The 13018-nt window shown below is 60.9% G+C and carries 11 protein-coding genes and 1 tRNA gene; 3 read left to right on the forward strand and 9 right to left on the reverse strand.

The genetic code is table 11. The features are described from left to right. Nucleotides 1-263: 263 nt before the first annotated feature. Nucleotides 264-782: a fasciclin domain-containing protein gene (locus tag I2I05_RS09740; RefSeq protein WP_196282453.1), complete on the forward strand. Its 519-nt coding sequence runs from the start codon at nucleotides 264-266 to the stop codon at nucleotides 780-782. Nucleotides 783-908: 126 nt separating this feature from the next. Here I2I05_RS09740 and I2I05_RS09745 read toward each other — a convergent pair whose 3' ends face one another. The 3 genes from I2I05_RS09745 to I2I05_RS09755 form a co-directional block, all read right to left on the reverse strand. After that, nucleotides 909-2858 (reverse strand): T9SS type A sorting domain-containing protein, encoded by a 1950-nt coding sequence (locus I2I05_RS09745; RefSeq protein WP_196282065.1) that lies wholly within the window; start codon nucleotides 2856-2858, stop codon nucleotides 909-911. Nucleotides 2859-3004: 146 nt separating this feature from the next. After that, nucleotides 3005-3766: a PASTA domain-containing protein gene (locus I2I05_RS09750; protein WP_196282066.1), complete on the reverse strand. Its 762-nt coding sequence runs from the start codon at nucleotides 3764-3766 to the stop codon at nucleotides 3005-3007. 76 nt (nucleotides 3767-3842) lie between these two features. Continuing rightward, nucleotides 3843-6542, reverse strand: coding sequence for a D-alanine--D-alanine ligase family protein (locus I2I05_RS09755; protein ID WP_196282067.1), 2700 nt, complete (start codon nucleotides 6540-6542; stop codon nucleotides 3843-3845). A gap of 251 nt (nucleotides 6543-6793) precedes the next feature. On the opposite strand from I2I05_RS09755, the gene I2I05_RS09760 reads away from it, so the two are divergent. Beyond that, entirely contained in the window at nucleotides 6794-7984 is a 1191-nt protein-coding gene (locus tag I2I05_RS09760) for a phosphoglycerate kinase (protein WP_196282068.1), read from the forward strand. Nucleotides 7985-8203: 219 nt separating this feature from the next. Here I2I05_RS09760 and I2I05_RS09765 read toward each other — a convergent pair whose 3' ends face one another. From I2I05_RS09765 to I2I05_RS09785, 5 genes are all read right to left on the reverse strand, one after another. Next, the gene (locus tag I2I05_RS09765) at nucleotides 8204-8563 is read right to left on the reverse strand and encodes a hypothetical protein (protein WP_196282069.1); all 360 of its coding nucleotides are present in this window, start codon (nucleotides 8561-8563) and stop codon (nucleotides 8204-8206) included. 138 nt (nucleotides 8564-8701) lie between these two features. Continuing rightward, a complete protein-coding gene (locus I2I05_RS09770; protein WP_196282070.1) occupies nucleotides 8702-9436 on the reverse strand; it encodes a TIGR04283 family arsenosugar biosynthesis glycosyltransferase in 735 nt (244 codons plus the stop codon). Between the two features lie 43 nt (nucleotides 9437-9479). After that, the gene (locus I2I05_RS09775) at nucleotides 9480-10118 is read right to left on the reverse strand and encodes a hypothetical protein (RefSeq protein ID WP_196282071.1); all 639 of its coding nucleotides are present in this window, start codon (nucleotides 10116-10118) and stop codon (nucleotides 9480-9482) included. 125 nt (nucleotides 10119-10243) lie between these two features. Beyond that, a complete protein-coding gene (locus I2I05_RS09780) occupies nucleotides 10244-11515 on the reverse strand; it encodes a site-2 protease family protein (RefSeq protein WP_317192337.1) in 1272 nt (423 codons plus the stop codon). Then, entirely contained in the window at nucleotides 11478-12137 is a 660-nt protein-coding gene (locus I2I05_RS09785) for an HAD family hydrolase (protein ID WP_196282072.1), read from the reverse strand. Before I2I05_RS09785 ends, I2I05_RS09780 begins: the two co-directional genes overlap by 38 nt. A gap of 99 nt (nucleotides 12138-12236) precedes the next feature. Between I2I05_RS09785 and I2I05_RS09790 the strand changes: the two genes are divergently transcribed. Further along, a tRNA-Ile gene (locus I2I05_RS09790) sits at nucleotides 12237-12310 on the forward strand. A 110-nt stretch (nucleotides 12311-12420) separates the two neighbouring features. Here I2I05_RS09790 and I2I05_RS09795 read toward each other — a convergent pair. Further along, nucleotides 12421-12906, reverse strand: a complete 486-nt coding sequence (locus I2I05_RS09795; RefSeq protein WP_196282073.1) for a peptide deformylase — start codon at nucleotides 12904-12906, stop codon at nucleotides 12421-12423. Nucleotides 12907-13018: the final 112 nt, after the last annotated feature.

The raw sequence follows: 13018 nt of genomic DNA on the forward strand, positions 1-13018 counted from the left end.
GTTTCTAACTATTTCTTTTACCCATTTTTTGAATCATGAACATCAAACCATTCTTCGCTACCCTCGCCCTCACCGTGGCCTTCACCGCTCCCGTTTTCGCTCAAGACAGCATGAAAACCAAGAGCGACGACGAGAAGACCAAAACCAAGGCCGACGGCACGACGACCAAGACCAAGATGGCCGACGACGGCAAGATGAAGGTCAAAGGCAAGTCGGATGCGGGCGATAAGATGAAAGCCAAGACCAAGCCCCGCAAGGGCGACATGAAAGCTGCCGACAATGGCATGAGCACCAGCACCGCGGCCACTGCCACGGGAGCCGGCGTAATGGTGGGCGGCGCCATGATGACCCCCGATAAAGACATCGTGGACAACGCCGCTGGCAGCGCCGACCACACCACGCTGGTAGCTGCCGTGAAAGCCGCTGGCTTGGTAGAAACCCTCAAAAGCGCCGGTCCTTTCACCGTATTCGCTCCTTCCAACGCAGCCTTTGACAAGCTGCCCGCGGGCACCGTCAATTCCTTGGTGACCCCGGAGATGAAGCCCACGCTCACCAAAATCCTGACCTACCACGTGGTACCCGGCAGCCTCACCGCCGCTAACCTCACCGATGGTCAGGTCCTCACCACCGTGCAAGGCGAAAAGCTGACGGTGATGAAAAGCGCCACCGGCGTCATGATTAAAGATGCCAAAGGCGGCATGGCCACCGTTACCACGGCCGACGTTATTTCCAAAAACGGCGTAACCCACGTAATTGACACGGTGCTGATGCCCGCTCAATAGTCAACTGAACAAGTAGCTGAATTGGCGGCTTCAAGCCCGCACTGCACCCGCTACTCGTCATAAAAAAAACACCCTTCAGCTGGCTGAAGGGTGTTTTTTTTTAGTACAAGCGCCGGCCGGGTGCTTTTATTCAACCAGAAGGCGGCGGCCCACCGTCCGGCCGTCGGCCAAGGTCAGGCGCACGGTGTAAACCCCGGCTGGCAAATATGGCAGCGCAAGCGTGGCTTGGCCGGCCTGCGCGGCGGGCTGCTCCCACACGCTACGCCCCACAGCATCGAGCACGGCAGCGCGGGCAAACGCCGGCCCGGCAATGGTGACTGTGCCACGGGTCGGGTTGGGGAACAAGCTGTAGGCTGCGGCCAGCTTGGCCGCGGTGGTGGCCGTAACCACGTTGTTGGTCATCACCGGCCGCATCATCAAGGCGCCACGCCGCACGGCGCCGCGCGGCACGAAGCTCACGGTGTCCCAGGCGCCGGTGTTGTCGCGCCGCCAGAGGCGAGCGGGCGGAAAGGTGTTATTCAAATCGAGGCCGTAGTGCAGGTCACGGCCTTGCGAAGGCTGGGAGTAGCCCACGTAAAAAGTGCCCGACACCGGAACCGGCTGGTCGAAGGTGATTTCATAGTACGGCGAGCCCGCTGGCAACGGGTTGGGCATGGTCACAGTTTTGGTGGCCACCGGGCTGTCGGCGGGCCTGCCGTTCTGGTCGTTCCACACGTTGATGGTAACAGGCCGGTTGGCGCGGTCCGACGCCGTGAAAACCGGGTAGAGACGCAACGCCCGCACGTTGTCAGGTTGGTTGAGGTCGAACCGATAAGCGAAAGCCGACGCGACCCCGGTTGAGTAAGGCACCAGCTGCACGATGTTTTCGGCCGAGCCATCGTCGTAGGCATAATAATTACTGAGTTCTACGTCGCGAAAAATGGTGTCGTTGGGTTGCGTGCGCGGGTTGGTTTCCTGGGCGTCGAGCACCAAAGTGTAGCGCAGGGTTTTTGTCGTCGGCGTCAGCGGAATGGCCACGCGGTTGGGGTGGCCCGTCACGCTGTCTTGGCGCGGATTGACCGGGAAGGCAATGGACCGACGCGCCCAGTTGCCCAGCACCGGGCTATTGGGCAGCTCCCGCACCGTGCCCGCTACGCTGATGGGAACGGGCAAATTGCCCGCGTTCAAATTGCTGAAATTGACGCCCATCCGGGGGGCTATTTCGCTGTTGGGCGGCGTGGCGGCGTTGAATTGCCATACCGGCATGGCCGTGTAGAGGCGCAGCGGGCTGCTCAGGCCGCCCGAAGGAATGCCGCCCCGGATGCCGGCGCTGGTGGCCACGTCCACAAAGGTGGTGTCTGCCAGCCCCCGGGCCCGGCCGCGGTCCAGCACCACGTAATCCACACTCCAGCCGTCGCTGTTGTCGGAACGGTTGCCGGTGGCTGCAAACAGAAACTGGAAGTTGGCGTGCAGGTACTTGGGTTGATTCAGGTCGATGACTTGCTGCCGAAACGCCGTGCGCTGGCCCGCGCTGGCCTCCTGCCACACCAGCTCCCACGCGCCGGTCACCGTTTTTACATACAGTTCCAAACGCACCCGGGTGTTGCCAATGTTCCGGTTGGGAACCCCGACAATGGTGCCGGCCTGCCAGGCAAAGCTCAGGTACACCTGCTCGTTTACCGTGAGGTTGCCCAGGTTGATGGGCTGCGAAAGCAACGAGTCGATGGCGCCGTACGAAGCGTTAACGCCGTCGCTGTAGCTCTGGCCAGTGGCCCGAAGGCCGTCGAGCGTGGCTGCCCCGCGGGTGAGCGGGTAAATAGCCAAGCGGTTGCTCACCAATGCGCCCCCGGTGGGTAGCCAGTTCTGGGCTTTGGGTGCCCCTTCGAGGGGAGTCGTAAAATCGTCGAAAAAGGGCAGTTCCACCGCAGCGGTCCGGCGCTGGACTTGTGCCCGCTCGCTCAGCGTTGGAGCATAAACGGCCCGGCTTGGGTCGGCGGAAAGTGGCTGCGAGGGAATCACTTGAGCCGAAGTGGCGCCGGCCACCAAAAACAGCGCTGGCAGCAGCAGGCCGCGATACATGCGGAAGAGTGTCATCATAGAATCAGGCTTTGGCAACCTAACGACGCGAGTGTTAAAAAAGGTGCGTAAACACCGAGCGGTGCCTGGTGTCCGGCACACTGGCCACCTAATTGGCCAACGCGCTCAAAGACCTCAGGCACCGCTCGGTGCAAACTGGTAACGAACTACCGGGCCACCCAGATATCCACCAGCTGGCCCATGCGAATGGTGGCGTCGGGGCCGGCCACGGGGCGCTGGCGCACCACGGTGCCGGGCGTTTGGCCGGCTTCGGCCGTTTGCTCGAACACTTCACCCTTTTGCAGGCCCTGCCCCACCAGCAGGGTAATGGCCTCATCTTCGGGCATATTGATGAGGTTGGGCACGGCAAAAGTTTGGTTGCCTTGGCCGTCGCCCACTACTAGGTCTACTTTGGTGCCCTTGGCGATGGGCGCGCCGGGCGCGATTTCCTTGCCGTTCACAAGCTGCTTGAGCACGGCATTCTGCGCCAGGTCCGGTACCAGCTGAATTTGGCCTACGACCAGGTCGTAGCTTTTGAGAATAAGCATGGCATTCTTCGAGGAGCCGTCGGTGAGCTTGGGCATCTTGATTACCGGCGGGTTTTTCATACTCACCTGCAGGTAAATTTTACGGCCTTCCTTCACCTTTTCGCCCGGCGCAGGGTCTTGCACCAGCACCGTAAAGGGCCGGATGCTGGGGCTGTAGCTCGAGTCGTCCACGAAGTACGCCAGGTTGCGCTCTTCGAGATAGTTCTCTAGGTCGGCCACGTTCATGCCCGTCACCTTCGGTACCGTAATGGTCTCGCCGTGGTGGGTGCTCATGGGCAGGTACACGTAGAAAAAGCCCAATACGAGCAACAAGCCAGCCACGGCAATAAGCACCAAGTGCTTAACAACGTCAAGTGGGGTATCAGCTTTTAAGAATGCCATTGGTCAAGTGGATAGCTATGTATTAGCCAATTAAAAAAATAAGGAACGTCAGGCCGAGCGACGCGAAGCAAAACGGTTAGGCGTTGATTTGAGCCCGTTCGACCCGCGCCTTGCCGAACTCCAGAATCCGGTCGATAAACTGGTAGGGCGTGTAGCCGGCCAGGGCCGTTTGGTGGAAAATGCAGGTAGCCGGCGTCATGCCGGGCAGGGAATTCACTTCGATAATCAACACCTCCACTTCGCCCTTGCTCCGCACGCGCACAAACGCGTCGATGCGGGCGTAGCCCTGAATGTCGAGCACTTCGGCCACGCGGCGCAGCACCGCTTTCACCTCGTTGGAGATGCGCTGGCGCTCGGCGGGGTCTACGTCGTAGCGGGCGGGGGTGATGTTCTGGCCTTCGCCGGCCAGGAACTTCTCCTCCAGGCTCAACACCTCGCCGGTGGCCAGGGCCTCGCTGGCTTCGAAAACCTCGATGTCGAATTGCCCATCTTCATCATACGAAGTGAGCAAACCGCCCGTCACTTCCAGGAAGTGTGCGGCCCCGTCGCGGCTGATGAGGGTTTCGACCAAGAAAGCATCCTTGCGCGGAAACTCCTCTTTAAAGCCCAAGTGCAGCACCTCGGCCGGGCCGGTCAGCAGGTCTTCCTCGGTTCGGAAAATCAGTTGGCTAAACGCTTCCAACTCGGCGCGGGTCTTGATTTTCTTCACGGCCGAAGAACAGCCGTCATCGGCCGGCTTGGCGATGAAGGGGTAGGGGAACTGCGTTTCGAGGGCGCGGTAGAAGCTTTCGGCGTCGGCCTGCCATTCCAGCTTGGTGGCCATGCGGTGCTCGGCCACCCGCAGGCCGGCTTCGCGCAGGCGCTTGTTGGTTTCAAACTTGTTGATGGTGACGCTGCTGCTGGCCACGCCCGAGCCGTTGTAGGGCAGGCCGAGTTTTTCCAGCTCCACTTGCAGGGCGCCGTCCTCGCCGGGCCGGCCGTGCAGGGCAATGAATACCTCGTCGGCCAGCTGGGCCAGCTCCTCGAAGGAAATGCGGCGCGGCTGGGCCAGCGCCTGGCCCGCGTAGGTGCTGGTGATGGTGCTGGCCTCGCGGCGAATGCGCTCCAGGATGGGGTGCGGGGCCTCACCGGCCTCGGCGTGCTCGATTTTCTCGCGGATGTCGTCGGCGTTGTCCTTCAGCATCACGTTCACGGGCAGCACGTAGAGGCGGTGCTCGTCGGCCGAGCCGGTGAGGAACACCGGCACCGGCGCGTACTTGGCCGAGGAGCTGAGCTTCTCAAAAATATTGCGGCCGCTTTCCACCGAAATGTGGCGCTCCGAAGAGTAGCCGCCCATAATCACGGCCACACGGATGCGCTCGGTGGCTTCATGCTGGCGGCCGGCCACGGCTTCGTCCAGCTTGGCGAGCAGCTGCGCCAACTTCACGGGGCGCAGGCCGGCCCGGCGCCGGGCCGCCAAAGATGTGCGAATAAGAAACGTGAGGAACTGCGACGGATTGAGCCCAATTTCGGCCGCCTGATGGAAGAAGAACGACGCCGGCAGCATGCCCGACGTAGTGTTCGGGTCGTTCAAAAACAGCTGGCCATCGTGGCCCACAAAGCCATCCAAACGGGCATACACCTGGAAGCCGAACGTGCGGAACATTTCCTCGCAGGCCTCGCGGATTTCCTGAATTTTCTCCTCGGGCAAATCGATGGGCGTGACTTTGCGGGCCAGGCCGGGCAGGTATTTCGAGCGGTAGTCGAACATCTCATCGCCCTTCACAATCTCCGTAGGCGGCAGCGCCAGGGGCAAGCCGTTCTGGTCTTCCACCACAATGCAGCTGAACTCGCGGCCGGCCACAAAGCTTTCCACCAGCACCTGGGTTTCGCCGTCCACGTTGGTCAGGCGCACTTTTTCGGTGCTGGCCAGCCGTTCGTTCAGGGCAAAAAGCAGCGTTTCGGGGTGGTAGATGGGCGTGGTTTCGTCGTCGAACACCACGGGCAGGCCGATGCCTTCGCGGATGTCGGTGAGGTGCTGCACCCAGGCCAGCTTGTCCTGCTCGCCCAGGCGCTGCCAGTCGGCGCGGGTCAGGGTTTTGCGGAACAGGCTGCGTTCGATGCCCGCTTCAAACTTGGCCAAGTCGTCGGTTTTGAGGATGCTGACGCCGATGCTGGAGCCCTGGCGGGGCGCCTTCAGCACCAACGGCAGGCCCAGCTCGCGCACCAGATAAGCGAGAGTGGCGGCGTGGTCGGTGGTGTCCCATTCTTCGGCCTTGATGAGGCGGAAGCTCGGCGTGGGCCGGCCCAGCGCGTGCAGCAGGTTTTTCTGCGCAATTTTATCAATACCAAACGCGGAGGGCAGAATGCCGGAGCCCGAGTACGGGATGCCCAGCCACTCCAGCATGCCCTGAATGGCGCCGTCTTCACCGCCCGGCCCGTGCAGGGCCAAAAACGCGAAGTCCATGAGCTGGGGCAATTGCTCGGCCTGCACCTGCCGGCCCACTTTGGCAATGGCCTCGAACCGCTCGTCGTGGCTCAGCTCGCCCAGGCTTTCGATATAAACCTGCAAGTGGTGCAGCGATGGCGGCTGCGACGACACCGGCGGGTAGAAATCCCGAATAGTGCCCTTATAGATAAACTGCCAGTCGAGCAGAATGAACTGCCCCAGGCTATCCACGAAGATGGGCACTGGCTGAAACAGCGCCTTATCTAAATTATCAAAGACGGTGCGGCCGCCGGCGAAAGAAATTTCCCGCTCGCGCGATGTGCCCCCGAAAAAAATGCCGATTTTCATAAGTACCGCAAAGGTAAGGGAGGTAATGGGGGAGTTGAACGAAAACTCCCCTCCTTACCAAGGAGGGGATGTTCGAGCCAAGGGCTCGAACGGGGGTGGTTGGGGCGGTGCAAGATACCCGGACGACACGGCCGCCAGTCGTTCAACGTCCCCAACCACCCCAGCGGGCGCGTCGCGCCCGCGTCCCCTCCTTGCCAAGGAGGGGAGTTGTCGTGCTACTTTGCAGCCTCAAACGCCCTTTCAAAACTCCTATGAACACCCTTGATACCTACAATTTCGCCGGCAAGCGCGCCGTGATGCGCGTCGATTTCAACGTGCCGCTCGACAAGGACCTGCACATCACCGACGACACCCGCATTCGAATGGCCACCCGCTCGGTGATGAAAATCCTGAACGACGGCGGCTCGGTGGTGCTGCTTTCGCACCTGGGCCGGCCCAAGGGCGGCTACGAAAAGAAGTTTTCGCTGGAAAGCCTCGTGGCGCGCCTCACCGATGAATACGGCCGCGAAGTACAGTTCGGCGGCGACGTGCTCGGCGACGAGGCCGCGCAGAAAGCCGCGGCTTTGCAGCCCGGCCAGGTGCTGCTGCTCGACAATGTGCGCTTCTATAAAGAAGAGGAAGGCGGCGACCCAGAATTTGCCGCCAAGCTGGCCAAGCTGGGCACCGTGTACGTGAACGACGCCTTCGGCACCGCGCACCGCGCCCACGCCTCCACGGCCGTGATGGCCAATTCGTTTGCCCCGCAGGACCGGGTGGGCGGCTACTTGCTGCAATCCGAAATCGACAACGCCAAGAAGGTGCTGGAGCACGCCGAGCGTCCCTTCACCGCCATCATGGGCGGCGCTAAGATTTCGGACAAGATTCTCATCATCGAAAAGCTGCTCGATAAGGTCGATAACCTGCTCATTGGCGGCGGCATGGCCTACACCTTTGCCGTGGCGCAGGGCGGGCACGTGGGCAGCTCGTTGCTGGAAGCCGACAAAGTGGACCTGGCCCGGCAGCTCATTCAGAAAGCCAAAGACAAGGGCGTGAACCTGCTGCTGCCCGAAGACTCGCTCATCGCCGACCGGTTTGCCAACGACGCCAACGTGGACGTGGCCGCCAATACCAGCATTCCCGACGGCTGGATGGGCCTAGACCTGGGCCCCGAAAGCCGCGAAGTCTTCGCCGCCGTCATCCGCGAGAGCAAAACCATTCTCTGGAACGGCCCCATGGGTGTGTTTGAAATGAGCAACTTCTCGCTCGGCACCGAGTACGTGGCCCGCGCCATTGCCGAAGCCACGGCAAACGGCGCCTACTCGCTCATCGGCGGCGGCGACTCGGCCGCAGCCGTGCAGCAATTGGGCTTTGGCGAGCAGGTGAGCTACATCAGCACCGGCGGCGGCGCGCTGCTGGAATACATGGAAGGCAAGGAGCTGCCCGGCGTGACGGCGCTGGGCTAGCAGCCTGGAAACCGGCTAGGTTTGCTGCAAGCCTAGCTGATTGTGCTGGATAGAAAAGTCCGCATGCTTCGGAGCGTATAGCCCGCTGAAGCATGCGGACTTTTGCATTCGTGCACCAAGACCCTAAGTCCAAATGCCATCGTGTCAGACGTTGGCGCTGCTGACCGTCATTATCCAAGGAAACGGTATTTTCTGGTTGACTTACAGGTTGTTGCGGGACTATGGGTTGGCCCTGGTTTGCTTCTCCAATAGCTGAAGCAGCTTGTCGGCGGCTTTCTCAATATCCATGTAGCCTTGCTGCGCGGCCCGCTGCTTGGCTGCCGTGAGGCCCTGGCGATGCACGGTCCGAAAGTCGCCGTAGGGGAATTTATAGCGGGCCTTGGTGTGCTCGCCTTTGCTCATGTCAAGGCCGAGGTGCCAATTGCTGTATACCTCGTATTCGTGCTCTTGCAGAAACGAGTTTTCTTCGGCTGCATCGGGATTTTGCTCGCCCCAATGGCCTGCGTTATTGTCTATTTCGCCGTTTTCGATGAGGCGTTTGGCGAAAGTAAAAGCATTGGGATTCAAGGAAGTGCTCATGGCAATGGGAATGAGTGTACTCCCCGCCTACGCGGCTTTGGGGCCGGGGTTCCGAGCGTCCAGCTTCCTGGTTTTTGAAAAAACACCTGTCGCGCGCCGGGCAAGAAAATAGCATCTCGGGGCGGACCTGGCAGAAAGCTACAGCTTGCCCTGCCGAATCAGCGCCCGGTACAAGCGCAGCAGCCGGGACTGCGACACGCCTAAGTAATACAGCACAACCAAGAGATAAAAAATGCCTTGCAGTCGGAAAATACCGTTTTCGCGGTACTTACGGGCCGAGGTGACGATGGTGGCCGGCAGCACCCGCAGTTGCGTGAGTTGCCGCAGCCGCCGGATTATTTCCTGGTCTTCCATCAAGAATAGCTCTTCACGGTAGCCACCTGCGTGCTCAAATACGGTTCGTTCAACAAACAAGCTCTGGTCTCCGAACCGGGCAATTGGTAGCTTGAAGCGGGTAAACCAGGCATTGGCTCGCAGGAACCAGTGCGGCTCGTCGAATGCCAGCCGGAAGCAGCCGCAGCCAAAATCTGCCGCCACCGCCTGCCGGATATCCGCTAGAAAGCCCGCTGGCGGCAACGAGTCGGCGTGCAGAAAATACAAGATGCTGCCGGCTGCGTGCTGGGCACCAAAGTTGAGCTGCGCGGCGCGCCCTTTGGTGGGGCACGCCAGCACGCGGGCCCCGCCGCGCTGGGCCAAGCTTATCGTGGCGTCGGTGCTGCAGCCGTCGGCCACAATAATTTCCACGTTTGCGTCCGTGGCCGTGCCGGCTTGGCGCAGGTGTTGCAACAGCGCCTCAATTCCCTCGGCTTCGTTGTAAGTCGGGATAATGATGCTCACCAGGGCCGGGGCAGTGGCGGCGGAAAACGACTTCATAACGCGCGCACATGAGATGACGCTCCGAAAACCCGCCGCCGCATTAATTCAAGTACGGCGACTCCAATTCCTGGCCCATGCCCTTGAGCGGCTCGGTGCTGCGCCGGCCGGTGAGGCGCGTGGACAGCGCCTGGGCCTCGCGGGCACTGAGCACGTCCAGCTCGCGCAGCCAAGCCAGCCGGCGTAGCTGGGGCTCGATAAAACCCAGGGGGTTGACTTGGCCGTACTCGTCGCGCAGATACGTTTTGGTACGGCGCTCCAGTTCCGCCACCAAGGCCCGGAACTGCTTGCGCTGCCAGGGCCGGCCGGCCAGCGTAACGGCCAGGTGAGCCGTTTGCAGCCGGAAGGTGCACCACTGCTGCTCGAAGCGCAGCCACATGGCCAAGGCATTGACGCCCAGAATGACCCACCACCAGTACAGCTGGCTGCCCGCTTCCCCGGTGGCCAGCCACTCGCGCCAGGGCGTGTAGCCCAAAAAGCCCAGCAGCAAGGCCGTGAGCAAGAGCTGATTGGTTGGAATGTGGCGGTGCTCGCTGGCTTTCACCGGAAGAATCTCCTCGTAGGGTACCTCGGTTTCGAGCGTGGCTACGCCTTGGGGGTTGCGCTTGCAGACATACAGGCTTTCGGCCCGCAACGCAATGTGCGTGGTGCCCAGAAAGAGTTGTTTTTGGTTGAAAATCATTCCGAAAATAGCGGCGGCAAGCCGGCGTGCGGCAGAAAAAATCAATGAATAAAGCCTGTCCTGCTACAGTTTTCGAAGCATGGGGCTAGCGTGATTTCACGCAGTAACTCGGCAGAAGAAGTGGCTTACCTGATTGGGCTTGGGGTGAAGCAAAGCACAAAAATAGCCACCATCACCCAGCCCAACACTTTGCGGCCGGCGCTCAGGGGCCGTTCATCCGGTGCAGGCGGGTGGTAGATGCCCGTGAAGCGGCCCAGCAGCAAGCCAAAAAACAACCAGCCGGGGTTGCCAACAATAGCGGGGGCGGCCACCGAAAAAGCCAGCTGGCCCGCCCAAATGCTCGCCGCCAGCAAGAGCCCCTGGCGCGGGGTGGGCATGACTCGCCAAAATATCAGCCCCATATACAAGGCGTAAACCGTGCCTCCGTAAAGCCAGGTCTGCCAGTCAGTTTGCAGGCTGAACAGGCCCAGGCCCGCGTAAAAAACGAAGCCCGCAAACAGCAGCACTGCCAGCCGGTTGAAGCGCCGGCGGCCCAGCAGGCCGTAGAGGATGTGGCCGCCATCGAGCTGGCCCATGGGCAGCAAGTTCAGGGCCGTGAAAAACAGGCTGAGCGCCCCGGCCAGCAGCACGGGGTAGTGGAGCAGCTCGTTGGGGTGGGGCAGCAGGCCCGGATTGGCAAACGTGGCTTCGAGAAACTGATAGAGCAGGGGCTTGGCAAGCGTAATGCCTGCCTGGCCAGGCGGATACACGTGGCGGGCATAATCAGCACCGTATTGGGCATACTCGGGGTGAATTTTGAACAAGTACTCCTCGAGGGGTGGCAACTTCACGAAGCCATAAATCAGCAGTGGCACCGCTGCCAGAAAGCCCGCCAGCGGCCCGGCCAGCCCAATGTCAAAAAACTCGCGCCGCGAAAAAATCCGCTCCTTGATGCGGATGATGGCCCCGAACGTGCCCAGCCCCATCGGGAAGGGAATGTAGTAGGGCAGCGAGGTGCGCACCCGGTTGCGCCGGGCCGTGAAATAATGCCCGAACTCGTGCACGGTCAGCACCCCCAAAAAAGGCAGCGCAAACCACAGCCCGCGCTGGACTTCCGCGTTTAGCGCCGCGCCGCGTAACGCGAACACATCGAGCGGCAGGAAGCCAATGTCGCCCCGCGTGAGCTGAATGCCCGCCAGCGTGGTGGTCACCAGCGTCACCAAAAACAGCAGGATGTGGACCGAGTAGGTATAGCTTTTGGAAGGTTCTGGGCGTTCGAACCGCCGAAACAGGTGGCGTGCCCGTTTTCGCTCGTGATTCATCCGGAAGGCGCCGGGTTTTGGCAGCGCACCGGGCTCGGGAGCGGGAACAAAATCGGGGTCAGGAACCGGCGGGGGCGTATTCTCGGGGAAAGGCACGGAGGGCTTCGGGCAGGGCAGTGGTGAGGGTGAGGGGCGGGGCCAAATGCAGCACCCGCAGCCCCAGGCGCCGGGCCGTGGCCACGTGCTGCGGGCTGTCTTCAATAAACAACACGTCTTCGGCTCGCCAGTTCATTTCGGCCAGGGCGTGCCGGAATATTTCCTCGCCGGGCTTGCGCAGGCCCACTTCCTGGGAATAAAATACCCGGTCGAGCACGTCGGCAATGCCGTGCCGGAAGCCGTATTGGGTGGCCAGCCGCTGGTTGATTTCGGCAATGTGCAGCGAGTTGGTGTTGCTGAGCAGGGCCGTTTGGTGGCCCTGCCTGCGCAACTCGCCGATGAGGGCAAGGCGCTCGGCCGGCACCTCCAGAAGCATGGCGTGCCAGGCAGCATCCAGTTCGGCATCGGTCGCATCGAGTTCGTACGACTCGCGCAGGCCGGCCCGGAATTCGGCGGGAGTAAGGTGGCCAGTTTCCAGCTTGTCAAACAACTCAGCCTGATGCGCTTGGGAGAATTCAATGGTGCTGCCGGCCCGGCTCAGCCGCCGCATGGCCGCCGGGGTAGCTGCATAATCAATGTCAATGATGACACCGCCAAAATCAAATAACAGATGAGGTAACATACGCTAACTTGTTTTTGAGTCCGCGAAGGTCGTACTTTTGTGGCGTTGGAGGGCCGGCAACGGCAAGGGTTGAGGTGAAAGATGACTGCCTCCGGCACCGGGCCTATAGCTCAATCGGTTAGAGCAGCTGACTCATAATCAGCAGGTCACTGGTTCGATTCCAGTTGGGCCCACTAAAATCCCCTGGCAGTAATGCCAGGGGATTCTTTATTTCTTTTTCAGAGGGGTTTGCGTGCTTTTAAAAGCAGCGTCAAATTTATCCCGAAGGGCACAGAAATCACATTCACGGGCGCCACCGGTACGAATGCTGGTCCAGAGCACGCATGGTGCAGAGCACGCCGTTGAGGTGGTCGCACTCGTGTTGCAGGAGCTCGGCCACGGCATCGTGCACGGTCCACACCTGCGGCTGCCAGTGCTCGTCGTGGTACCGGACCGTGACGGTAACGTGCCGCCGCACCTTCACCAGCAGGTTGGGAAAGCACATGCAGTCGTCCCACACTTCGAACTGGGCGGCGCTGCATTCGGTGAGCACGGGGTTGAGCAGCACCATGGGCCGGTCGAGGTTGAGGTACACCAGCCGCTTCATCACCCCGAGTTGCGGGGCTGCGATGCCGCGGCCGAAGTGGTACTTGGCCCGCACTTCGTTCATGACATTGTCTAGGTCGGCCACCCAGCCCGCTACCAAGGGCAGTTCTGCCTCCGTTACCGGGGCGCATGCTTCATACAGGCGCGGGTCGCCGAGCAATAGCAGGTCAGCCAGAGTTTTCATCGGCACAGCAGTAAGGAAGGGGGAAAATAGAACGGTTGAGCAGAGACATAGGAAAATCCCAAAATGATTTTTTGGGGTACCGCAACTGCATAATATGGCTCAGGATATGAGC

Source organism: Hymenobacter jeongseonensis, from assembly GCF_015694725.1.
Classification (GTDB): domain Bacteria; phylum Bacteroidota; class Bacteroidia; order Cytophagales; family Hymenobacteraceae; genus Hymenobacter; species Hymenobacter jeongseonensis.